General features: G+C 72.7%; 18 protein-coding genes. 8 read left to right on the forward strand and 10 right to left on the reverse strand.

Features of this window, described 5'->3' with window-relative positions:
* Positions 1-26: 26 nt before the first annotated feature.
* The gene (locus H566_RS24875; protein ID WP_245591349.1) at positions 27-959 is read left to right on the forward strand and encodes a helix-turn-helix transcriptional regulator; all 933 of its coding nucleotides are present in this window, start codon (positions 27-29) and stop codon (positions 957-959) included.
* Between the two features lie 55 nt (positions 960-1,014).
* On the opposite strand, the gene H566_RS0112900 is transcribed toward H566_RS24875, so the two are convergent.
* The 4 genes from H566_RS0112900 to H566_RS29645 all read right to left on the reverse strand — a co-directional run bounded on the left by H566_RS0112900 (position 1,015) and on the right by H566_RS29645 (position 6,356).
* Positions 1,015-2,712, reverse strand: coding sequence for a hypothetical protein (locus tag H566_RS0112900; protein WP_156924418.1), 1,698 nt, complete (start codon positions 2,710-2,712; stop codon positions 1,015-1,017).
* Positions 2,713-2,843: 131 nt separating this feature from the next.
* Positions 2,844-4,493, reverse strand: a complete 1,650-nt coding sequence (locus tag H566_RS0112905) for a hypothetical protein (RefSeq protein ID WP_028311771.1) — start codon at positions 4,491-4,493, stop codon at positions 2,844-2,846.
* Positions 4,494-4,563: 70 nt separating this feature from the next.
* Positions 4,564-5,895: a type II toxin-antitoxin system HipA family toxin gene (locus tag H566_RS0112910; protein WP_425387944.1), complete on the reverse strand. Its 1,332-nt coding sequence runs from the start codon at positions 5,893-5,895 to the stop codon at positions 4,564-4,566.
* Entirely contained in the window at positions 5,889-6,356 is a 468-nt protein-coding gene (locus tag H566_RS29645) for a helix-turn-helix domain-containing protein (protein WP_051378707.1), read from the reverse strand. Before H566_RS29645 ends, H566_RS0112910 begins: the two co-directional genes overlap by 7 nt.
* Positions 6,357-6,644: 288 nt before the next feature.
* On the opposite strand from H566_RS29645, the gene boxC reads away from it, so the two are divergent.
* From boxC to H566_RS0112950, 7 genes are all read left to right on the forward strand, one after another.
* Positions 6,645-8,300, forward strand: a complete 1,656-nt coding sequence (boxC, locus tag H566_RS0112920; RefSeq protein ID WP_028311773.1) for a 2,3-epoxybenzoyl-CoA dihydrolase — start codon at positions 6,645-6,647, stop codon at positions 8,298-8,300.
* A gap of 71 nt (positions 8,301-8,371) precedes the next feature.
* Positions 8,372-9,805, forward strand: a complete 1,434-nt coding sequence (gene boxB / locus H566_RS0112925) for a benzoyl-CoA 2,3-epoxidase subunit BoxB (protein ID WP_028311774.1) — start codon at positions 8,372-8,374, stop codon at positions 9,803-9,805.
* Between the two features lie 75 nt (positions 9,806-9,880).
* Positions 9,881-11,104, forward strand: coding sequence for a benzoyl-CoA 2,3-epoxidase subunit BoxA (gene boxA, locus H566_RS0112930; protein ID WP_028311775.1), 1,224 nt, complete (start codon positions 9,881-9,883; stop codon positions 11,102-11,104).
* Between the two features lie 59 nt (positions 11,105-11,163).
* Positions 11,164-11,949, forward strand: a complete 786-nt coding sequence (locus H566_RS0112935; protein WP_028311776.1) for an enoyl-CoA hydratase-related protein — start codon at positions 11,164-11,166, stop codon at positions 11,947-11,949.
* A complete protein-coding gene (locus H566_RS0112940; protein WP_084545055.1) occupies positions 11,946-13,670 on the forward strand; it encodes a 3-hydroxyacyl-CoA dehydrogenase NAD-binding domain-containing protein in 1,725 nt (574 codons plus the stop codon). Before H566_RS0112935 ends, H566_RS0112940 begins: the two co-directional genes overlap by 4 nt.
* Positions 13,667-14,512, forward strand: a complete 846-nt coding sequence (locus H566_RS0112945; RefSeq protein WP_084545056.1) for an enoyl-CoA hydratase/isomerase family protein — start codon at positions 13,667-13,669, stop codon at positions 14,510-14,512. The genes H566_RS0112940 and H566_RS0112945 overlap by 4 nt, the downstream gene beginning before the upstream one ends.
* An 86-nt stretch (positions 14,513-14,598) precedes the next feature.
* A complete protein-coding gene (locus H566_RS0112950) occupies positions 14,599-15,060 on the forward strand; it encodes a MaoC family dehydratase (RefSeq protein WP_028311779.1) in 462 nt (153 codons plus the stop codon).
* 98 nt (positions 15,061-15,158) lie between these two features.
* On the opposite strand, the gene H566_RS24885 is transcribed toward H566_RS0112950, so the two are convergent.
* The 6 genes from H566_RS24885 to H566_RS0112980 all read right to left on the reverse strand — a co-directional run bounded on the left by H566_RS24885 (position 15,159) and on the right by H566_RS0112980 (position 21,690).
* Positions 15,159-17,246, reverse strand: coding sequence for a methylmalonyl-CoA mutase family protein (locus tag H566_RS24885; RefSeq protein ID WP_051378708.1), 2,088 nt, complete (start codon positions 17,244-17,246; stop codon positions 15,159-15,161).
* Positions 17,243-18,259, reverse strand: a complete 1,017-nt coding sequence (locus H566_RS24890; protein ID WP_051378709.1) for a Pnap_2097 family protein — start codon at positions 18,257-18,259, stop codon at positions 17,243-17,245. Before H566_RS24890 ends, H566_RS24885 begins: the two co-directional genes overlap by 4 nt.
* Complete coding sequence (locus H566_RS0112965) at positions 18,256-19,575, reverse strand: MSMEG_0569 family flavin-dependent oxidoreductase (RefSeq protein WP_028311780.1); 1,320 nt, start codon at positions 19,573-19,575, stop codon at positions 18,256-18,258. The genes H566_RS24890 and H566_RS0112965 overlap by 4 nt, the downstream gene beginning before the upstream one ends.
* A 45-nt stretch (positions 19,576-19,620) precedes the next feature.
* A complete protein-coding gene (locus H566_RS0112970) occupies positions 19,621-19,905 on the reverse strand; it encodes an MSMEG_0570 family nitrogen starvation response protein (protein ID WP_028311781.1) in 285 nt (94 codons plus the stop codon).
* Between the two features lie 82 nt (positions 19,906-19,987).
* On the reverse strand, positions 19,988-21,082 hold the full coding sequence (locus H566_RS24895) for a sll0787 family AIR synthase-like protein (RefSeq protein WP_084545057.1): 1,095 nt from the start codon (positions 21,080-21,082) through the stop codon (positions 19,988-19,990).
* Positions 21,079-21,690: an MSMEG_0567/Sll0786 family nitrogen starvation N-acetyltransferase gene (locus tag H566_RS0112980; RefSeq protein ID WP_084545058.1), complete on the reverse strand. Its 612-nt coding sequence runs from the start codon at positions 21,688-21,690 to the stop codon at positions 21,079-21,081. The genes H566_RS24895 and H566_RS0112980 overlap by 4 nt, the downstream gene beginning before the upstream one ends.
* Between the last annotated feature and the right edge of the window lies 1 nt (position 21,691).

Consider the following 21,691-nt stretch of genomic DNA (forward strand, 5'->3'; position numbering starts at 1 on the left):
GCCCGTCCATTACCGCTCCCGTCGACGTGTCCACCCCCGCCCAGCCCGAAGCCGACGGCGGCGCCAGCCGGCCCGCCGATGACCGCGAACCCTTTCTCGTCGCCCTCGGCGAGCGCGTGAAGCTGCTGCGCTCGCGCCGTGGCATGCCGCGCCGCGTGCTCGCCGAGACGGCCGACGTGTCGGAACGCCACCTCGCCAACCTGGAGACGGGCTTGGGCAACGTGTCGGTGCTGGTGCTGCGCCAGGTGGCGCAGGCGCTCGAATGCCCGATCGCCGAGCTGCTCGGCGACGAGACCACCGCGAGCGCCGAATGGCTCCTGATCCGCGACCTCCTGCACGGCCGCGACGAAGCCGGGCTGCGCCGCGCGCGCGAGGCGCTCACCGAGCTGTTCGCCGAGCCGTCGCCCAAGGCGCGGCGCGCGAGCCGCATCGCGCTCGTGGGCCTGCGCGGCGCCGGCAAGAGCACGCTTGGCGCGCGGCTCGCGCAGGCGCTCGGCTGGCCCTTCATCGAGCTGAGCCGCGAGATCGAGCGCATCGCCGGCTGCGCGCCGAGCGAGATCCACGCGCTCTACGGCGCCAACGCCTACCGCCGCTACGAGCGCCGCGCGCTGGAAGAAGTGATCGAGCTGCATCCCGAGGCGGTCATCGCCACGCCGGGCGGGCTGGTGTCGGAGGCGGCCACCTTCAACCTGCTGCTGTCGCACTGCTTCACGCTCTGGCTGCGCGCCTCGCCCGAGGAGCACATGAGCCGCGTCATCGCCCAGGGCGACCTGCGGCCGATGGCCAACAACGCGCAGGCGATGGAAGACCTCAAGCTCATCCTCGCCGGGCGCGAACCCTTCTATGCCAAGGCCGATCTGAGCTTCGACACGAGCGGGCGGACGACGGAAGAAGCCTTCGCCGGGCTGGAAGCGGCGCTGCGGCCGGCGCTGCCCGAGGCTTTCCCGAAGGCGGGCTGACAGCGCTTGCAGCCGGCGGCACGGCAGGTCGGCGGTTCCCGGCGGGGCGTGGCTTTCAGCGCCGCTCGGCCACCACCACCCGCACTTCCGCCCAGGCCTGGTCCTGCTCGGGCGCCGCCGGATCGGTGCGGCGCTCGGCATGCAGCCATGCCACCGCCACCTCGCCGTCGTCATTCACGGCGATGCGCGGCGTGATGTTGCGCGAGGGATTGCCGGCGGCGTCGGGCGTGCTCAGGCGGCGCGGGCCTTCCCACAGGCCGGCGGCACGCCAGTAGCTGCGCGCATGCACGCCGGTGGCGGTGTAGGGCTGGGTCATCCACTGCTCGTTGATGAGGTCGGGCAGCAGCCTGTCGTCGGACCAGGCAACGTGAAGATTGCCGCCGCGATCCACGGCCGCCACCGTCCGCAGGCCGAAGGCCGGCAGCGCGACCGGCGCCGACCAGACGCCCGCGGCGCTGCGCCAGCGCACGCTGCGCCGGGCGCCGCCGTGGCCGAAGGTCTCGCCGGTGATCGCGATGCCGCCGTCCGCCAGCGCGGCGAGCGCGATGTCGGTCTCGTCCGTGGTGCCGCCGGGCAGGCTCAGCAGTTCTTCCTGTTCGAGCGCGCGGGCATCGCAATCAAATACCTGGTGATGGATGAGCCCGTCGCGGCCGACCCAGGCCAGATGGGGCTTGCCGCCGTCATCCACCACGAGCGTCAGGTCCCTGATGAACAGGAGCGACGACGGCGCCTGCGCGACCCGCAGGTGGGGATGCCAGAGCGAGCGCGTCCGGTCGCGGAAGCGCACCCACAGCGCGCTGCGCGACTGGCCGGCGAGGGTGGCGCTGCTGATGCCGGCCAGGATCATCTTGCGATCGCCGCAATCGGCGAGGAGCGGCGCGCCGGAGCTGGTGTCGAGGGCGAGATCGCCGAGCGGGGGCAGGGCGTCGGGATCGATCTGCCATGCGGCCGTGCGGTTGGTGCGGGTGGCGGTGCGCAACAGCGCCGCGCCGCTGGTGTCGGGGGCCTGGAGCCAGACGGCGACGCCGCTGCCGTCGGGGCGCAGCACCGGCCGGGCGCTGGCCTGCACGGCGCCGGTCACGAGCAGCCGGCTCCAGTTGCTGGCGCTGCCGGTCAGCGGCCGGATGCCGAAGTACAGGACGCAGGGATCGCCCTCGGGCGGCCCGAGCACGACGCCGCAATTGCCCGACCATTCGCCGATCTGCCGGCTTACGGGCACGCCGTCGCCCGCGATGAAGCTGCCGCCGACGGCCGAGCCGGCCGGATCGTTGGTGCCGCCGGTCCGCCAGAACGGACTCCACGCCTGGCCGGTGCCCGCGCGCCAGACGCCGTCCGGGATGAGCGGCGGATCGCTGCCGTGCCAGACCGGCCAGTCGGCGAAGCGATACCACCAGCTCGCGATGGCCTTGCCGCCGTCGGCGTAGTCGAGGTCGTTCATCCAGACGTTCTCGTAGCGGTGGACCGGCAGGTCGTTGCCGCGCGGCCAGCCGATGGCCACTTCGTAGAGCGGGCTGGCAGCTGCGGGTGTGCTCCAGCTGCCGCGCTCGGTGGCGCTGAGCTGGGCGGTGGCGCGGGCGTCGGCGGTGGTGGCGGTTGCCGTGGCGGCGGGGGGATCGCCGCCGCCTCCACAGCCCGCGAGCGCGAGGCAGACGGCGATGACCAGGGCGAGCAGCGGGCCGCTCGCGATCGTCATGAAGTCGATCCGGCGGCGCATGCGCTCGTCGGGACGCACGGTTGCTGCAATCCTTTGCATGGCTGCCTCCTTGCCGGCACAGGAATGGCGCGCAGCGTAGTTCCGGCCGCTGAAAGGCGTCGGCAAGTTACACGCCGGCCGATGCCCGCCACCGGCGCGGAGTGATGCGGGGCGGCGCTGGCGCGGGCGCATCAGCGGGTCTCGGCCCATTGCACGTCGACGACGGCCCAGACGCGATCCTTGGGATGGGCCGCGGCGGGATCGGTCTCGCGGCGCGCGCGCAGCCAGGCGACGGCGAGGCGGCAGTCGGGCGCGACGGTGATGAGCGGCCGCGCGTTGCGGCGGACGATGCCGTCGCCGTCGGCGGCGCTGAGCGTGCGTGGCGCGTCCCAGCGCGCGGGCGTGCGCCAGTAGCGCAGCAGCCGGATCGACGAGGCGGTGTAGGGCTTGTCGATGTAGTCGTCGGCGTTGAAGTCGCCGGGGTCGTCCGACCACACGGCGGCGATGTTGCCGATGTGGTCGATGACGAGGCTGGTGGGCTGGTTGTCCGACGGCACGGTCACGGGCCGACTCCAGGTGCCCGAGGCGCTGCGCCAGCGCACGTCGTCGCGGCCGGGGCCGTCGGCCAGCGTGTTGCGCAGCGCGAAGGCCATGCCGCCGTCGGACAGCGCGGTCATCTGCAGGCCGCCGTAGATGTCGATGCCGTTGGGCCAGGGCAGGGTCTCGTGCAGCGTGACTGCGCCTTTCGCGTCGCACTCGAGCATGAGGTGGTGCATGACATCGCCGGTGGTGATCCAGCCGAGATGCGGCTTGCCCGCCTTGTCCACCCGCAGCGTGAGGCCGGCGAGCCGCTCGGTCGGCAGGTTCTGCACGAGCCGGATGAGCGGTCCCCAGCGGGACTGGCTGCGCTCGCGGATGCGGGCCCACACCACGCGATGCCCGACCTCGTCCGGCGGCGCGCCGAAGAAGAAGGAGCTGCCGATGAGGATCATGCGGTTGCTGCCGCAGTCGGCCAGTTGCAGGGCGCCCGCGCCGGTGTAGCCCTTGGGCGTGTCGAGCGTGTCGAGCACGCGGGCGTCTTCCTTCCAGGCGGCGGTGCGGCCGGTGCGCGTGGCGGTGTGCAGCTTGTTGAGGCGCGGCGTGCCTTCCTCGGCAGCCCAGACGGCGATGCCGCTGCCGTCGGGGCGCAGCATCGGCTCGGGCGCCGACAGGTTGATGGCGGCGGCATGCAGGCGCGTCCAGCGCGATTCGGGCGCGACGAGCGGATGCACGTCGAGTTCGCGCACGCAATCGTCGGTGTAGTTGGTGATCGAGTAGAAGCACTGCACGTCGCTCGGCCGCAGGCTCGCGCCGATGGGCTGGCCGTCGCCGGCGATGCCGGTCATGAGCTGGGTGCCGCCCTCGGGCTTGATGTGGAAGCCCGGCGCATCGAGCGTCGTCCAGCCGGCGTCGCGCGACGGGCGCCAGGCGGCCTGCGCGGTCGCGAAGTGGGCGTGGTAGTGCCAGTCGAGCCATTCGGTCGGATAGCTGCCCCAGGTGGCGAGCGCGCGGCCGGCGGCATCGAAGGCGATGCGGGCGAGATAGAGGTTGTCGGTCGAGTGCAGCGGCAGCTGGTAGGACGGCGCGGGCGTGAACTCGCCGCCGTACAGCTCCCAGCCGACCTGGATATCGACTTCGGGACTGAGGGTTGCGGGCGCGGTCCAGCCGCGCTTTGGCGTGCTGGTCTGGACGGTGGCGATGGCGCCGTCCGTGCCCGGAGATGCGTCACCCCCGCCGCAGGCCGCAAGCAGCGCGGCGCAGGCGAGGACGACAGGCGGTCTGAGGTTTGCAAGGCCTTGCATGGTGGCCTCCTCGTGGCTCGTGACCCGACGGCGCGCAGCTTAGGAGGATCGCGGCCGATGCCCGCGCCGGTTACAAGGCCTTTGGCGCGACCACGCCCGCGCGAAAGCGCGCGACCTGCGAGCGCACGCCGGCGGCGATCGCCTCCCAGGTGCGCGGCGGGAAGTCGGCCGGCAAGTCCGCCTCGACCGCCGCGAGCGCCGGCTCGACCTGATCCACCAGCCCGAGCATCGCCTCCCACACCGGCAGGCCGCCATGCTTCATCGCGAGGCCGTGCCAGTGCCGCGCCTCGATGCGCGCGAGCAGCCAGTGCGGATTCTTCGAGCGCAGCGCCATCGCGAGGCCGGCCTGGTGCCAGCGGAAGCGGTTGGGCGCGTCGCCGAAGTAGGGCCACATCGAGATCACGTCGTAGATCGGCGTGAGCCAGTAGCGATCGCCCGGGCCGAGGAATACCGACCAGTTCTTGGCATGGCCGTCGGTGGCCGCGAGCAGCCAGAACGCGAGCTGCGCGAGCTGGAACACGAGCCGGTCGCGCGGCGCCTCGTCGCTCGCGGCGAGCAGGCGCAGGCAGGCCGCCATGCCGGGGCCGCCGTCGGCTTCGTACTTGCGAGCGGGCGGCTGGCCGAGCGCCTGGCAGAAGTCTTCCTGCGGCAGGCGCGCGATCCAGTAGCCGCCGTCGGCGAAGGCGCGGTCGAAGCGTTCGACCACGAGCACGGGCTGGCCGTCGAAGCGCGCCATCTCCGTCGTGGCGACCGGCAGGCCGAGCGCGCCGAGCAGCCGCAGGCAGAGCCATTCGTTCTGCACCGAGTCGGACAGATCGACGCGCCGCGAGCCGCCGACGAGGCCGAGCGGCAGCTTGAGGATGTGGGTGGTGGGCGTGGCGCCGCGCGGCAGATGCCAGCGGCCGTCGAGGCGCAGCAGCGCGGTCTTTTCCTGGGCGCCGGCGATCGAGATGCGGAAGGGCTCGTCGTCGCGCAGCGCGGGCGCGCCGTCGGACGGGACGGCGGCGAGCAGGGCGGCGACATCGGTGTCGGTGAGCGGGTCGGCGTCGATGCGGTCGAAGCCGGCGGGCGTCTCGTCTTCGGGCAGCAGCTGCACCGCGCCGACGCAATCGCGGCCGATCGCGCCGAGCAGCGCGAAGGGCTCGGTACCGCCGAGTCCGAAGCGGCGCGCGAGCCGGGCGCGGATGGCTTCGTTGTCGGGCAGCAGGTTGTCGAACCAGTGGGCGACGGCGGGGCCGCGCAGCTCGTTGCCGGGCGTGATCGGCAGCGAGAGCGACAGCGCGCGGCGGCGCGGCGAGGCGAGCCAGGCGGCGTCGTAGGCGAGCGTGTGCGCGCCGCGCGCGAGCTGCCAGCGCGCGACGGGCTCGCCGTTCATCCAGAGGTGGAGCGCGTCGCTCACCAGACACCCTTGCGCGCGGGCAGGTTGACGGAACGCGGGGTGGCGGACGGGGCGGGCGCCGGCGGCGCGGCTTGCGGCTCGCCGGTGGGCGGGGCTTTCGGCACGGTCATTTCATCGGCCCCCGGTGCGGCCGTCACTTCATATGCGGCCGGCTGTGCGGCGGCGAGCGGAAGGGCTGCGGGCTGGCCGGCGAGGCCGCCATCGGCGGCACTTGCCGTCGTTGCCGCATCCGTCGCCACCGCCTCCGGCTCGCCATCGCGCAGCACGAGGGTGACGCCCAGCGCCGCGAGCAGCCGCATGAACTGATCGACGCTCACCACCGACGGATCGGCCTCGATCTCGGCCATGCGCGCCTGCCCGACGCCGAGCTGCTGGCCGAGCTGCGCCTGAGTGAGGCCGGCCTGGCGGCGCAAGGCGCGCAGTTGCGGGCGGAGCTGGCTGGCGAGGCGGATCGGGTAATCCATGGCGGCTGGCCTATCGGCTTCAAGCGATGAAGCAAGAGTATCGCTTTTGAGCGATCAAAGATGAATATCGCTCAAAGCCAATGAAATATGCCTTCCAGGCCACCGATCCGGCAGCCGAATGCCGCCCGGAAAGGGACATCCCTCATTTCGGACATGCACTATCGTGCTTGACGCCATGCAATGTAGTGCAGCATAGTGCGCCTCAACAGGAAGCGCACTGCACTAAAGTGCATGTGACGCGATCCCCGGTCAGCCCGGCCGCCGATGGCCGAACAAAGAGGAGCGCGCATGAGCATCAATCCCCGAGTCGAGTACCAGACCGACCCATCCCGCTACCGCCACTGGAAGCTGAGCTTCGATGGCCCGATCGCCACGCTCGCGATGGACACGGCCGAGGACGGCGGCCTGCACCCCGGCTACAAGCTCAAGCTCAATTCCTACGACCTCGGCGTCGACATCGAGCTGCATGACGCGCTCCAGCGCATCCGTTTCGAGCATCCCGAGGTGCGCACCGTCGTGCTCACGAGCGGCAAGGAACGCATCTTCTGTTCGGGCGCCAACATCTTCATGCTCGGTCTGTCGTCGCACGCCTGGAAGGTCAACTTCTGCAAGTTCACCAACGAGACGCGCAACGGCATCGAGGACAGCAGCGCGCATTCGGGCCTCAAGTTCCTCGCCGCGATCAATGGCGCCTGCGCCGGCGGCGGCTATGAAGTGGCGCTCGCCTGCGACCACCTGCTGCTCGTGGACGATCGCTCGTCGGCGGTGTCGCTGCCCGAGGTGCCGCTGCTCGGCGTCCTGCCCGGTACCGGCGGCCTGACCCGTGTGACCGACAAGCGCCATGTGCGCCACGACCATGCCGACATCTTCTGCACCACGACCGAAGGCGTGCGCGGTCAGCGCGCGGTGGACTGGAAGCTCGTCGATGAAATCGCCAAGCCGGCCGCCTTCGCCGACGCGGTGAAGACCCGCGCGCTGGCGCTGGCCGAGCAGAGCGACCGCCCGGCCGACGCGAAGGGCGTCGCGCTCATCCCGCTCGACCGCGGCGTGACCGAAGACGCGCTGCGCTACGAGTTCGTCACGGTCGAGATCGACCGCGCGAAGCGCCAGGCGACCTTCACCGTCAAGGCGCCGACCGCCCCGCAAGCCACCGAGCCTGACGCCATCGTCGCCGCCGGCGCGCGCTGGTGGCCGCTGCAATTCGCCCGCGAACTGGACGACGCCATCCTCTCGATGCGCACCAACGAGCTGGACATCGGCACCTGGATCCTCAAGACCGAGGGCGATGCCGCCGCCGTGCTCGCCGCCGACGCGACGCTGAAGAGGCATGCGAACCACTGGTTCGTGCGCGAGACCACCGGAATGATCCGCCGCACGCTCGCGCGGCTGGATGTGTCGTCGCGCTCGCTGTTCGCGCTGATCGAGCCGGGATCGTGCTTTGCCGGCGTGCTGGCCGAACTCGCCTTCGCCGCCGACCGCACTTACATGCTCGCCGCCGGCGACGTGTCCAACGCCACCGCGATCCAGCTCGACGACGGCAACTTCGGCACCTGGCCGATGGTGACGGGCCAGTCGCGCCTCGGCCGCCGCTTCTACGAGGACGAAGCCCAGCTCGCCGCCGCGCGCGCCACCGTCGGCACCCCGGTCGATGCCGAACAGGCCGTCGCGCTCGGCCTCGTGACGGCCGCGCCCGACGAGCTGGACTGGGCCGACGAGATCCGCATCGCGCTCGAAGAACGCGCCGCGCTGTCGCCCGACTCGCTTACCGGCCTTGAAGCCAACCTGCGCTTCAACGGCAAGGAAAACATGGTCACGCGCATCTTCGGCCGGCTCTCGGCCTGGCAGAACTGGATCTTCATCCGCCCCAACGCCTCGGGCGAGAAGGGCGCGCTCAAGCTCTACGGCAAGGGCGAGAAGGCCGCGTTCGACCTCGATCGGGTTTGACCCCACGACAATCGCAGCACCCGGCCGGCGTCCGCCGCGCCGGCCAGCCATCACGAGCATCGGAGACCCTCATGTCCGCCGTTTCCATCGACTACAGCGAACGCATCCCCAACAACGTCGACCTGTCCAGCGACCGCACGCTGCAACGCGCGCTCGAACACTGGCAGCCCGGCTTTCTCGACTGGTGGGGCGACATGGGCCCCGACGGCTCGCACAACTTCGACGTCTATCTGCGCACCGCGGTGAGCGTCGATCCCCAGGGCTGGGCGCAGTTCGGTCACGTCAAGATGCCGGACTACCGCTGGGGCATCTTCCTCAACCCGAAGGAGGAGGGCCGCAAGGTCAACTTCGGCGAGCACAAGGGCGAGGAAGCCTGGCAGGAAGTGCCGGGCGAGCACCGCGCCAACCTGCGCCGCATCATCGTCACGCAAGGCGATACCGAGCCGGCCTCGGTCGAGCAGCAGCGCCATCTGGGCCTGACCGCGCCTTCGCTCTACGACCTGCGCAACCTGTTCCAGGTGAACGTGGAAGAAGGCCGCCACCTCTGGGCGATGGTCTATCTGCTGCATCGCTACTTCGGCCGCGACGGCCGCGAGGAAGCCGATGCGCTGCTGGAGCGCCGCTCGGGCGACCAGGACCATCCGCGCATCCTCGGCGCCTTCAACGAGAAGACGCCCGACTGGCTGAGCTTCTACATGTTCACCTACTTCACCGACCGCGACGGCAAGTTCCAGCTCTGCGCCCTGGCCGAGTCGGGCTTCGACCCGCTCGCGCGCACGACCAAGTTCATGCTCACCGAAGAAGCGCACCACATGTTCGTGGGCGAGTCGGGCGTGTCGCGCGTCATCCAGCGCACGGTCGACGTGATGAACCAGCTCAAGACCGATGACGTGGCCAAGCTGCGCGCCGCCGGCGTGATCGACCTGCCGACCCTTCAACGGTATTTGAACTTCCACTTCAGCGTGACGATCGACCTGTTCGGCGCCGACGAGTCGAGCAACGCCGCGATCTTCTACAACTCGGGCCTCAAGGGCCGCTTCGAGGAAACCAAGCGCGACGACGACCATCGCCTGCAGACCGCCTCGTACAAGGTGCTCCAGGAGCTCGACGGAAAGCTCGCCGAGAAGGAAGTGCCGATGCTCAACGCGCTGAACGAAGTGCTGCGCGACGACTACATCAAGGACAGCGAATCGGGCGTCGGCCGCTGGAACCGCGTGATCGAGAAGGCCGGCATTCCCTTCCGCCTCAAGACGCCGCACAAGGCCTTCAACCGCCGCATCGGCGCGCTGTCGGGCGTGCGCGTGGCGCCGGACGGCCGCGTGGTGAGCGAGGCCGAATGGCTCGCCAACGTCAACGACTGGCTGCCGAGCGCCGAAGACCGCGCCTACGTCGCCTCGCTCATGGGCCGCGTGACCGAGCCGGGCAAGTTCGCCAACTGGATCGCGCCGCCGGTCATGGGCATCAACAAGCAGCCGGTCAACTTCGAGTACGTGCGCTTCAACTGATCGGCGTCTCCCTTCGACAGCCGTTTGGCCGGATCGTCTCCACGCGGTCCGGCGTTTTTTCCCCGGGACACGGCCATGAATGCTCCCCTGCCCGAAGTGCTGCGCCAGCACCTCATCGACCCCGAGATCTGCATCCGCTGCAACACCTGCGAGGACACCTGCCCGATCGACGCGATCGAGCACGACGATCGCAACTACGTGGTGAAGGCCGACGTGTGCAACGCCTGCGGCGCCTGCATCTCGCCCTGCCCGACGGGCGCGATCGACAACTGGCGCATGGTGCTCAAGGCCCAGGCCTTCAGCCTCGCCGACCAGTACGCGTGGGACGAACTGCCGCCGGACAACCCACCCACCGACGTGGACGGCGCCGCGATCGAGCCCGCTGCCGAGCCGGTCGCCCTCGCCCAGCTGCAGGACGAGCCAAAGACTTCGCGCCACGCGCCGTGGTCGGCCGCGCATCCCTACATCAACCTCTACACGCAGCAACGCCCGGCAATCGCGACCGTCGCCGGCAACTACCGCGTCACGGGCGAGGACTGCGACAGCGACGTGCATCACCTCGTGCTCGACTTCGGCACCCAGTTCTTCCCGGTGCTCGAGGGCCAGTCGATCGCGGTGATCCCGCCCGGCACCGACGAGCGCGGCCGCGCCCATTACGCGCGCCAGTACAGCATCGCCAGCCCGCGCGACGGCGAGCGGCCGGGCTACAACAACCTGTCGCTCACCGTGAAGCGCGTGACGACCGACCATGAAGGCCGGCCGGTGCGCGGCGTGTGCTCCAGCTACCTCTGCGACCTCAAGAAGGGCGATAAGGTGCAGGTGATCGGCCCCTTCGGCAGCAGCTTCCTGATGCCGAACCATCCGGGCTCGAACCTGCTGATGATCTGCACCGGCACCGGCGCCGCGCCGATGCGAGCGATGACCGAGCATCGCCGTCGCCTCGGCGCCAAGGCGAGCGGCCGGCTGATGCTGTTCTTCGGCGCGCGCACCGAGGCCGAGCTGCCTTACTTCGGCCCGCTCATGAAGCTGCCGAAGGACTTCATCGACGTGAACCTCGCGCTCTCGCGCGCGCCCGGCGAACCGCGCCGCTATGTGCAGGACCGGCTGCGCGAACGCTCGGCCGACGTGGCCGCGCTGCTGCGCTCGGGCGACACGCATCTGTATGTGTGCGGCCTGCGCGGCATGGAAGCCGGCGTGCTCGACGCGCTGCGCGACATCTGCGCCGCCCACGGCCTCGACTGGGGCGCGACCGCGCAGGCGATGCAGGCCGAGGGCCGCATCCATCTCGAAACCTACTGACGACCCACCACCAGGAAGGCCGCGCGAAGGCGCGAACCGCGCGCGGCCGGGAGACAACGATGGAGACACTCGCGCTCGACGTGGATGCGCGCGGCGTGGCCCGGCTGGAGATGGCCCGGGCCGAGGTGTTCAACGCCTTCAACGAGACGATGATCGGCGAGCTGGCCGAGAGCTTCGACGCGCTCGGCCGGCGCGAGGATGTGCGCGTGATCCTGCTTTGCGGGCGCGGCAAGGCCTTCAGCGCCGGCGCCGACCTGCAATGGATGAAGCGCCAGTCAGCCCAGGACGAGGCCGCCAACCTCGCCGACGCGCGCCGCTTCGCCGACATGATGCGGGCCGTCGCCGAATGCCCGAAGCCGACCGTCGCCCGCGTGCAGGGCTCGGCCTTCGGCGGCGGCGTGGGCCTCATGGCCGCCTGCGACATCGTCGTGGCCGCTTCGCATGCGCGCTTTGCCGTGAGCGAGGCGCGCTTCGGCATCCTGCCGGCCGTCATCGGCCCCTATGTGGTGAACGCGGTCGGCGTGCGGCAGGCGCGGCGGCTCGCGCTCACGGCCACCCAGGTCACGGCCGACGAGGCGCGGGCGATGGGCCTCGTGCACCGCACGGTACCGGCCGAGGAGCTGGACGCCGCGATCGACGCCGTGCTGCTCGAACTGCTCGGCAACGGCCCGGCCGCGCAAGGCGAGATCAAGCGCCTGTTCGCGCAGCTGGAGGTCGGCCCGGTCACGCCCGCCGTGCGCGAGCTGACCGCCGCCACGATCGCCCGCGTGCGCTCGACCGACGAGGCGCGCGAGGGCTTCGCCGCCTTCTTCGACAAGCGGCCCGCCGCCTGGAGCCGCGCATGAATGCCCCCGCCATCGCAACGCAACTCTCGCTCGCCGAACGGGCCGCCGGCGTGCCGGCCGAGAAGCCTGCCGACAAGGCCAGCGCGCTCGTCGTCGGCGTGATCGGCGCCGGCACGATGGGCGCGGGCATCGCGCAGATCGCGGCCGCGGCCGGCCACACGGTGCGCGTGCACGATGCGCGCGACGGCGCGGCGGCCGAGGCGGTCGCGAAGCTCGGCAAGACCTTCGGCGCGCTCGTCGCGAAGGGAAAGATGCCGGCCGACGCGGCGGCGGACGCGGTCGCGCGCCTGATGCCCGCCGCCTCGCTGGCCGAGCTGGCCGATTGCGGTCTCGTGGTCGAGGCCATCGTCGAGCGGCTCGACGTGAAGAACGCGCTGTTCCGCGAGCTGGAGGCCATCGTCGCGCCCGACGCGATCCTCGCCACCAACACTTCGTCGATCTCGGTCACCGCGATCGCGCGCGGGCTCGCGCATCCGGAGCGGGTCGCGGGGCTGCACTTCTTCAATCCGGTGCCGCTCATGAAGCTGGTGGAAGTCGTGAGCGGCCTCGCGACCGCGCCCGACGTGGCCGACCGGCTGCATGCGCTTGCAGGCGCCTGGGGCAAGACGGCGGTGCGCGCGCGCTCGACGCCGGGTTTCATCGTCAACCGCATCGCGCGGCCCTTCTATGCCGAGGCGCTGCTGCTGTTGCAGGAGCAGCGTGCGACGCCGGACGCGATCGACGCGGCGCTGCGCTCGGCGGGCTTCCGCATGGGGCCGTGCGAGCTGATGGACCTGATCGGGCATGACGTGAATTTCGCGGTCACGTCGTCGGTGTTCGAGGCCTTCCATGCCGACCGGCGCTTCGTGCCGTCGATCGTGCAGCGCGAGCTGGTCGATGGCGGGATGCTCGGGCGCAAGACGGGGCAGGGCTTCTATCGCTACGGCGAGGGCGGGGTGATGCAGGCGGTAACCGCGTCGGCGGGTCTGGCGGGCGTCGTGTCGAACGGCGTTGATGCCGGCGCGGCGAACGGTGCCCATCCCGAGTCATCGCCAGCCGGCCTGCCCGCGCGCGTGGTCGTGCGCGGCGGCGGCGAACTGGCCGAGCGGCTTGCGACTTCGCTGCACGCAGCCGGCTGCATGGTCGTGCGCGATTCCGCCACCGCCACGTCGAGCGCGGGCGCCGCCTTCGCCGGCGTCGCGGCGGGCACGGCCGTGGCGGGTGGCGAGCCGGTCGGCGTCATCGCCGGCAGCCTGCGGCTCTGGCTCACCGACGGCCGCCCGGCCGCGCAGCGCGCCGCCGACGATTCGCATCCGCCCACCGCCGTGTTCGACCTGCCGCTCGCCACGCCCGCCGAGGGCCGGCCCGTACTTGCCGTCGCCTTCGCGCCCGCCTGCTCGGCCGAGCAGCGCGCGCTCGCGGGGGCCGTGCTCGCGGCGGCGGGCTTCGACGCGACCGAAACGGGCGACGCGCCGGGCCTGATCGTCGCGCGCACGGTCGCGATGCTCGTCAACGAAGCCGCCGACGCCGTGCAGCAGGGCGTGTGCTCGGCCGCCGACGCCGACACCGCGATGAAGCTCGGCACCAACTATCCCGCAGGGCCTTTCGAATGGCTCGCGCGGCTCGGCGTCGGCAACGTCGTGGGCCTGCTCGACGCGATCGGCGCGGCGACCGGCTCGGAGCGCTACCGCGTCAGCCCCTGGCTGCGCGAGCGCGCCTGGGCGGGGAGGGCGGCGGCATGACAACGCTTGCAGCCAACCGCGACGCCGACACCACGCCGCAAGCCATCCCCTTCGACACCACCGACTTCCGCGTCGAACTCGACGCCGACGGCATCGCCCACGTCATCCTCGGCGCGCCGGGCGCGATGCCCGTCACCGACGCGCGCGGCCATGCCGAACTGGCCCGCGTCTGGCGCGTGCTCGACGCCGACGAGCGCGTGCGCGCCATCCTCGTGCGCAGCGCGGGCAAGGGCTTCTGCGCCGGCGGCACACCCGAGCTCGTCGCGGCGATGGTCGAGCACCAGACCGACCGGCTGCGCGTGATGCGCGAGGCGCGCGAACTCGTGATCGGCATGATCGATTGCGACAAGCCCATCGTCTCGGCCATCAACGGCGCGGCGGTCGGCGCGGGCCTCGCGGTCGCGCTGCTGGCCGACATCTCGGTCGCGGCGCGCGGCGCCAGGCTCATCGACGGCCACACCAAGCTCGGCCTCGCGGCCGGCGACCACGCGGTCGCGATCTGGCCGCTGCTGACGAGCATGGCGCGCGCCAAGGACGCGCTGCTGCTCTGCGACACGCTCACCGGCGAGCAGGCCGAGCGCATCGGCCTCGTGAGCCGCTGCGTCGAGGTCGACGCGCTCGACGCGACCGCGCTCGGCATCGCGCAAAGGCTTGCAGCATCGAGCCCGACCGCCATCGCCTGGACCAAGCGCACGCTCAACCACTGGCTGCGCGCCGCGCTGCCGGCCTTCGAGCATTCGCTCGCGCTGGAAATTCTCGGCTTTGCCGGCGCCGATGTGCGCGAAGGGCTCGCGGCGCTGAACGAGCGGCGCGCGCCGGCGTTCGGCCGCGTGCCCGACTGACCGCGCGCAAGCGCGTCCGCGCCGGCGACCGGCATGCGACGGCGAGCCGGCGCGGCCGGACCGCGACCCACCCTCCAGGAAGCCCCATGAAATTTGCCGACCTCCACGCCGGCCAGGTCATCGAGCACGGCCCGGCCTCGCTCACCGAAGCCGAGATGCTCGCCTTCGCGCGCCAGTACGACCCGCAGTGGTTCCACGTCGATGCCGAGCGCGCCCGCACCGGCCGCTGGGGCGGCCTGATCGCAAGCGGCTGGCAGACCTGCGGCCTCGCGATGCGCATGGCGACCGAGGCCGTGCTGCACGACTCGGAGAGCTTCGGCTCGCCTGGCCTCGCCTGGCTGCGCTGGCCCTCGCCGGTGCGCGCGGGCGACCGTCTCAGCTTCCGCGCCGACGTGATCGACGCGCGCGTGTCGGCCAGCAAGCCGCACATCGGCATCGTGCGCTGGCGCTGGCGCCTGCTCGCCGACGACGGCCGCGAGGTGCTCGACCTGGAGGCGACGAGCTTCTTCGACCTCGCGGTGGCCCCGACGGCCGCTGTTCGGGCCTGACACCGGCGCGTCGCCATCGGGGCAGACGGCGCGCGGCCGAAGCGACACCCGGCTTCGCGCATGCGCCGGCAGGCGGAGGATGCGCGCCGTGGCTGTCCTCAGCCCCGACGCTCCGCGGGCGTTGGCAGCGCCATCGCCCCGCACAGCTCCACCAGCGCCGGAACGATCGCGTCGATCGCGCTGCCCGGACCGAACACCCGCGCCACGCCGCGCGCACGAAGCCGCGCGGCGTCGGCCTCGGGGATGACGCCGCCGGCCACGAGCGGCAGCCTGGCCGGCAGCAGCGGCAGCAGTTCACCGATCAGCGCCTCGTGCGCGCCCGCGAGCGACGACACGCCCGCGAGGTCCGCGCCTTGCGCGCGCACGAACCCGGCTGCTTCCGCCGGACTCGTGAACAGCGGCCCGCAGGCCACCTCGAAGCCGGCGGCGGTCAGCGCCGACGCGAGCACGAGCAGGCCGCGATCGTGGCCGTCCTGGCCGAGCTTGAGCAGCGCGATGCGCGGCGCGCGGCCGTGGGCGCGGCGCCAGTCGGCGACGCTGGCGCGGGCGGCCTGCCAGCCGGCGTCATCGGCGGGACGGGTGTCGGCATAGCCGCGTGGCACCGGCGGCGCGGGCGGCTGGTGGCGCGGCCAGCAGGCTTCGAGCGCGGCGGTGCATTCGCCGACCGTGGCGCCGGCGCGCATCGCGTCGAGCGTCGCGGCGAGCAGGTTGCCGCCGTCACGCGCGGCGGCCGTCAGCGCGGCGAGCGCGCGGGCATAGGCGCCCGGGTCGCGCGCGAGGCGGACGCGGGCGAGGTCGCGCGCGCGGCGGCGGGCGAGGGCGGTGGCGTCGAAGGGGCGCGGGGCGTGGCGGGTGGTGGCCGGAGCCTCGCTGCCGACGATGACGCGCCGGCCGCTGTCGATCTCGGCCTGGACGGCGGCGGCGCTGGCGCGGATGCGCGCCGCGATGCGGCCGTCGAGCGTCATCGCGAGCACACCACCACCGGCCTCGATCGCGGCCAGCTCGGCCTCGACGCTGGCGGCGAGGTCGGCGGTGAGGCGTTCGATCGCGTAGGAGCCGGCCCAGGGGTCGGCGATGTCGCACAGGCCCGATTCGCGCTGGAGGATGTGCTGGGTGTCGCGCGCGAGCCGGGCGGCCTCGTCGGTCGGCAAGCTCAGCGCCTCGTCCCAGGCGTTGGTGTGCAGCGATTGCGTGCCGCCGAAGACGGCCGCCATCGCCTCGATGGTCGTACGCGCGAGGTTGTTGCGCGGCGTGCTCGCGGCGAGCGACCAGCCGCTGGTCTGGCAGTGCATGCGCAGCGCACGCGCCTTCGGATCGCGGCCGCCCTCGGCCTCGACCAGCCGCGCCCACACGAGCCGCGCCGCGCGCAGCTTGGCCACCTCGACATAGAAGTCCATGCCGACGCCGAAGAAGAAGCTGAGCCGCCCGCAGAAGTCGTCGACCGCATGGCCGCGGGCCTTCAGGCCGCGCAGGTACTCGCGAGCGTTGGCGAAGGCGAGCGCCAGTTCGGTGACGGCGTCGGCGCCCGCTTCCTGGAAGTGGTAGCCGCTGATCGACATCGCGTTGAAGCGAGGTGCATGCGCTTGCAGCCACTCGACCACGTCGAGCGCGATGCGCAGCGACGGCGCGGGCGCGAACACGTAGGCATTGCGCGCCTGGAACTCCTTGAGGATGTCGTTCTGGATCGTGCCGGCGAGCGCGGCCGGCGCCACGCCCTGGCGCTCGGCGGCGAGGATGAAGGCGGCGAGCACCGGCAGCACCGCGCCGCTCATCGTCATCGACACCGACACGCGGTCGAGCGCGATGCCGTCGAACAGCCGCGCCATGTCATCGACGCAGGAGACGGACACGCCGGCGCGGCCGACGTCGGCGGCGACGCGCGGATCGTCGGCGTCATGGCCGCGATGCGTCGGCAGGTCGAAGGCCACCGACAGGCCCTGGCCGCCCTCGGCAAGCGCGCGGCGGAAGAAGGCGTTGCTGTCCTCGGCGGCGGAGAAGCCCGCGTACTGGCGGATCGTCCACGGGCGCTCGGTGTACATGCCCGGATGCGGTCCGCGCAGGAAGGGCGGCTCGCCGGGCAGCGCGCGCAGATGGGGCAGGCCGGCGAGGTCGGCCGGCGTGTAGACGGGCTTGAGGTCGAGGCCGGCGCGACGGCGCGGCCGGCCGGGGCGGGCGGGCTTGATCATGGCTGGAGGTCGTGGCGGGCGGCGGGGCAGCGCGGGAGCGGCGCGGATGCGCGCCGGGTGAGGGCGCGCGCGAGCAGCCGGCCGTCGCTCGCGCGCAGCTCGCAGGCATGGCCGGCGGCGGGGCCGGCGGCATGCAGGCCGGCGAGCGTGATGACCAGCGTCTCGCCCGCGTTGAGGTTGCCGGCGAAGGCGATCTCGCGGTCGGCGGTGAGCACGTCGGGCGGCTCGCGCCACCAGTCCCAGGCGGCGCGGTCGAGCAGCGCGGCAAAGCTCGCGAAGTAGAGGAACTCGGCGCCGTTGAAGTCGTTGCGCGGGCAGGGCGTGAAGCGGAATTCGCGCGGCTGAGTCGGTGCGACGAGGCCTTCGGCGGCGAGGTCGAGGCCGTCGCGCAGCGCGCGCACGCGGGCGGCGAGCGGGACGGCGGCGCGAAGTCGGGCGGGCACGGTCCGGTCGTCGTCCGCGCCGGCCGTCGCAGGGACGATGGCACCGGCGGCGCCGGACAGGGCTTCGGCGCTCGCGCCAGACCCGTCAAGCGCCGCGTCGGCCGGCACGCTCACGCGCGTCACGCTGCGGTTGTCGCCGGCGGCGGCGCGGCGCACGAAGGTCGAGAGCAGCTCCAGCCGGCCGACCGGGCGGCCATTCACTGCAAGGCCATGCACGCTGAGGTGGCGCGCCGGCGCGAGCCGCAGCAGCCGGGTGTCGATCACAAGCCGGTCGTGCTCGCGCACCTCTGCGAGCCGGGCGCCGGTGAGCCGCAGCCCGAGGAAGGCGGCGTAGGCGGTCCGGCCCGCGTCGTCGGCGAACACCGGGTCGGCCAGCCCGAGCCGCGCCGCGAGCGCGCACCAGTGGCGGTCGCCGCATTCGCGCAGCAGCCAGTGCTCGGACAGCCCTGCGTGCGCGAGTTGCGGCATGCCGATGCGCACGGCCGTGGCCGGGCCGGCCGGTGCTGGCGCCGATGCCGTGGCCGGCAATGCCGCCACGTCCGCGCCGACCGAACGCGGGCCGCCGCTCATGCCGCGAGCGCCACGTCGGCGGCGCCGGCTTCGTCCGGCGCGAGGCCCGCCGCGCGCGATCCGGCGCGCCGCTCGGCAATGCGCTCGGCAAGGTAGCCCGCGTCGCGCGACACGCCCGAGAACCGGCCCGAGCCCCAGGTGTGCAGCCAGGGCAGGCCGAGGAAGTAGAGCCCCGGCTGGGGCGTGACGCCGCGATGGTGGGCCGGATAGCCGCGTCCGTTGAACACCGGCGCGTCGATCCAGCCGTAGCCCGCGCTGAAGCCGATCGACCAGATCACGTTCGTGATGCCCGCCGCCGCGAGGTCGAGCGTCTCGCGCTCCGTGGGCGGGGTCCAGACCGGGCGGTAGGCGCCCGGCGACTCGGCGGCGACGATGCCCTGCTTTGTGATCCAGTCGTCGATGCTCGCGTTGATGCGGTTGTAGACCGCGTCGGCGTGGTCGAGGTTGGCCCCGAGCGTCGGCGCGAGGCGCAGCAGGCCGTCGGCGTAATCGAGCGCGGGGCCGAACAGCTCCATGCCTTCGCGCGCGAACTGGCGCAGGTCGATGTCGCGCCCGCCGTCGCGGCCGGTCACGTAATGGTTGGTGTTGTCGCGCACGCCTTCGCGCAGCGGATGCTGCTCGACCGGCAGGTCGTAGTAGCCCATGTCGGCGAGCCAGTCGACCACGTCGCGGCCGCGATGGAAGCGCGCGCAGCGCGGCGCGTCGCCGGTGGCCAGGAACACCTTGCGGCCCGCGAGATGCAGGTCTTCCGCGATCTGCGCGCCCGACTGGCCCGAGCCGACGACGAGCACCGCGCCCTCGGGCAGCTGGCCCGCGTTGCGGTACTGCGCCGAATGCAGTTGCACGATGCCGGCCGGCAGGCGCTCGGCGTAGCGCGGAATCATCGGCGTCTGGTAGCCGCCGCTCGCCACCACCACTTCGTCGGCGGTCCAGCGGCCGTCGCTCGTGATGACCTCGAAGCCGCCGTCGCGGCGCGGCGTGAGCTTCTCGACCGCGACGCCTTCGCGCAGCGGCGCGTTGACCTTGCGCGCGAAGCGGTCGAGGTAGTCGAGGATCTCGCGTTTGTTCATGAAGCCGTGCGGCGCCGGGCCGTCATAGGGATGGCCGGGCAGGTCGCACTGCCAGTTGGGCGTGACGAGCGTGAAGTTGTCCCAGCGCTGCTCGCGCCAGTTGTGCATCGCGCTGTCGCGTTCGAGCACGAGGTGGTCGATGCCGGCGCGTTGCAGATACCAGCTCATCGACAGGCCGGCCTGGCCGGCGCCGACGACGAGGACGGGAAGGTGGCCCCGGTCGGGGCGGGCGGGGGTTGCGGTCATGTGGGGTCTCCCTGGCGGTCGTGCGGTGGTGTGCGGGTGTAGGCGTCAGGCGAGGTCGAGCACTTCGACTTCGGCGTCGGGCTGGTCGGCGAAGCGCGCGGCTTCGCGTTCGAGGACTTCGAGCTGGTCGGCGGCGCTGGAGCAGGCGTAGCCGTAGACCTCGCGCACCCGCTCCGAGGCGCGCGGATAGGCCTCGCGCGCCAGTTCCATGAAGCGCGCGAGCGGGTAGCGGGTATGCGGCGCGAGGTAGTGCCGGATGACGGTGGACGGCGAGTGGCAGCGGGCGACGCTGCCGTCGGGCCAGCGCAGCTGGTAGTGGACGGTGGGCATGGGTCGGGCCTCCGGGGCGGTAATCGGATTCGGGAAGTCGGGTGGGGCCGCGCGGGCGCGGCGGCGTGCGGGCGGTGGCGGTTCAGCCGGGCGCGGCATTGCGCCGGGAAGGCGCGGCGGCCGACGGCGCCGGCGCGGGCGGCCGGATGAAGGGCTGCTCGCGCCAGTCCCAGAAGGGCGCGCTGGCGCCGGTGGACGCGGCTTCGAGCACGAGCGCCGAGCCCTCGGTGAAGCGGCCGACCGGCGCGGCGGCGAGGTCGCGCGCGGCGAAGCGGGCGATGACGGCCGGCACGTCGGCCGGCGCGACCGCGAGCAGATAGCCGTAGCTCGGGAAGGCGGTGAGCCAGCGTTCGAGCGCGACGCCGGGCGGGCGCGGGACGGCGTCGAGATCGAGCGCGAGGCCGACGCGCGAGCATTCGGCAAACATCAGCGCGGTGCCGGCGATGCCGGCCATGCTGATGTCCTTGGCGGCGCGGCTCAGGCCGGCTTCGGCCAGTTCGGGCAGCAGCGCGAGGTCGCCGCGCAGGCGCTCGCCGGGCGCGGTCGTGGCCGCGTTCCAGTACGGCCAAGGTTCGACCCAGGCGCCGCGCAGGTCGGCGGCCATCACGAGCACATCGCCGGGGCGGGCGTCGAAGCTCGTGAGCAGCCGGCGCGCGCGGCCGACGATCGCCACCGCGAGCTGGTCGCGCGCGGCGCGGTAGTTGCTGTGGCCGCCCGCGATCGGCACGCCGAGCGCCTCGGCGGCGGCCGTCATGCCGGCGAGGATTTCGGCGGCCCGGGGCGCGCCGCGCGCCCAGAGCGCATCGGCCACGGCGAGCGGCCGGCCGCCCATCGCGGCCACGTCGCTCACGTTGACGAGCACGCCGCAATAGCCGGCGAACCAGGGCATGGCCTCGACCAGCTCCTCGACCAGCCCTTCCATCGCGAACAGCAGCCAGCCGTCGCCGGTCGGGTCGCGCAGCGCGGCGCAGTCGTCGCCGAGGCCGTTGGCGTCGTCGGCGGCGAGGCCGGGGCGGCGCTCCAGCTCGGCGGCGGCGGCCGCGATGTCGGTCTTGTGCCGCATGCCCCGGCTCGCGCGCAGGCGGCTTGCAAGGGCTTGCAGGGCGGCGGCGTCGAGCGGGGTGTCGGCGGGCGCGTCGGCACCGGCCGGCGGGGCGTTGGCGGTGCGCGCGTTCATCGCCCGGCTCCCGGCCGCAGCACGAAGCCCGCCTCGGGCGCCGGATGCGGCGGATAGACCGCGAGGTCGGCGCGCATGCGGCAGTGCTCGCGGCCGTGCAGCGTCTCGCGGCCGAGCGTGGTCCAGCCGAGGCGGCGGAACAGCGGCTCGTTCTGCGCCTGCACATGGGCGAGGAATTCGTCGCAGCCGCGCGCGTTGGCGGTCGTGACCGCGAGCCGGATCAGCGTCGCGCCGAGCCGGCCGTGACGGCGCCAGTCGGCCGCCACCGCGAGCCGCGAGCCCCACCAGTGACGCGGCGCGGCGCGATGGATGCGCACCGTGCCGACGACCTGCTGCGGCTCGCCCGCGAGGCAGGCGGTGGCGACGATCAGCTCGGCGTGCTCGTCGATCGCGTCGCGGTCGTCGTGCTCGAACACGCGCTGCTCGGCGCAGAACACCGCGCGCCGCAGCGCGTGGGCGGCCTCGCGCTCCCACGGCAGCGTCGCGAGCTTGATGCGGAACTCGGCCGGCGACCAGTCCAGCGGCAGCTCGCAAAAGCCGGCCGCCACGCCACCGCCAGGCGCGCGCTCGCCGAGGCCGCGCGCGAGGTCGAAATGCAGGCGCGCCATC

This window comes from Derxia gummosa DSM 723 (assembly GCF_000482785.1).
Lineage (GTDB): Bacteria > Pseudomonadota > Gammaproteobacteria > Burkholderiales > Burkholderiaceae_E > Derxia > Derxia gummosa.